This window comes from Micromonospora sp. NPDC005237, from assembly GCF_040607775.1.
Taxonomy (GTDB): domain Bacteria; phylum Actinomycetota; class Actinomycetes; order Mycobacteriales; family Micromonosporaceae; genus Micromonospora.
Genome location: NZ_JBEXHJ010000035.1, coordinates 1 through 1,159, shown reverse-complemented (window position 1 = coordinate 1,159; position 1,159 = coordinate 1). Strand labels below are relative to the sequence as shown.

General features: G+C 63.8%; 1 pseudogene. It reads right to left on the bottom strand.

The annotated features are described in order from the left end of the window. Positions 1 to 88: 88 nt before the first annotated feature. Positions 89 to 247: pseudogene (locus tag ABZT87_RS31410) on the bottom strand (cyclic-phosphate processing receiver domain-containing protein); the annotation flags it as partial. Positions 248 to 1,159: the final 912 nt, after the last annotated feature.

Genomic DNA, 1,159 nt, shown 5'->3' with positions numbered 1-1,159 from the left:
GTTCTAGCTTGGTCGCTGAACCAACTACCGGAGACCTCTTCAATTAGCGACCACCGCCACGCCCAATATCGAGGCCCTACGAAACACGGCCTAGGTCGTGGTCCAGCCACAGCTCGTCCAGACGCTGGCCCCGGTACCGCTCGAGGAGGTCAACTCCGGCGGCACTGGTACGGGCCACCTCGGCACTACGGCCATCCACGAACGAACGGAGGTCATCGACCAGGACGATCACTCGGAGGGCATCCACGCGATGATGATGCCTGGCACCGTCAGGATCCGACATCCGGATTTGCCGCTGGTAATGCGTGGCGATCGTGAACGTGCCCCCTATCAATGCGGCTGAGGGAGCCAGCGCTGGTGCCAGCCAAGGCACAGGGCAGGCTGCTTACCATCGGTCGGCGGTCGATGATCCGGTGCGGGGAGCAGGTTGGGAGCAGCGAAGCGCCGTGAACAGCCTCGAACTGCGTCCAACGGCGTCGAACTGCCCTCAACTGCACCCACCCCTGCCTGCGGCCCCACGTTGCCGCAGGTCAGAGTCGGTGTGGCGTCCTGGTTCCCGCGGAGTGCTCCGCAGTTCTGTGATGCATTCGACAACGCTCTATGTCGCCTGGTAGGGGAGTGTGTGCAGGTCAAGGCGGTAAGGAGCCGACGGTTGCCCGACCTTGCAACTGGGAGCAGGCTGGGGTGCAGGTTGGCGAAGTGGTCTCCGCGCCCGAAGTGCTCATCGACGCCGGACGGAGACGAGGGCTTTGACCTGTAGTGATGAGGTCGAGCGGTGCGGCGTGACCTTCCAGTAGAGGTCGAAGTGGTCAGGCGTTGCTGCTCCCGGGATGGCTGGCGCCGGCCGACGTCCCGGTTCGCCTAAGGCCACGTCTAAAGGCGTGCTGCAGATCGATGTGGAGCGTTGCGGGTGAGCTTGCTGGAGTGCGCCGCTGTTTCGTCATTCGAGACACCGATCCCACGGGCAACGTCCTAAGCAGGCCCTTCAGGCTGCGGACCTCTTCGGCGTGCCCGAAGCCGTCGGGGTTGTCCCTCGGAGGCGGTAGGGCAGCGTCCGCTCATGTCGATGAGCGGGTAGGAGATCATGCGCGATGATCCGGTGCGGCATAGGAGGTGTCACTGTTCGGTGCTGAGCTGAACTTTCGTGTATCGCCACGTG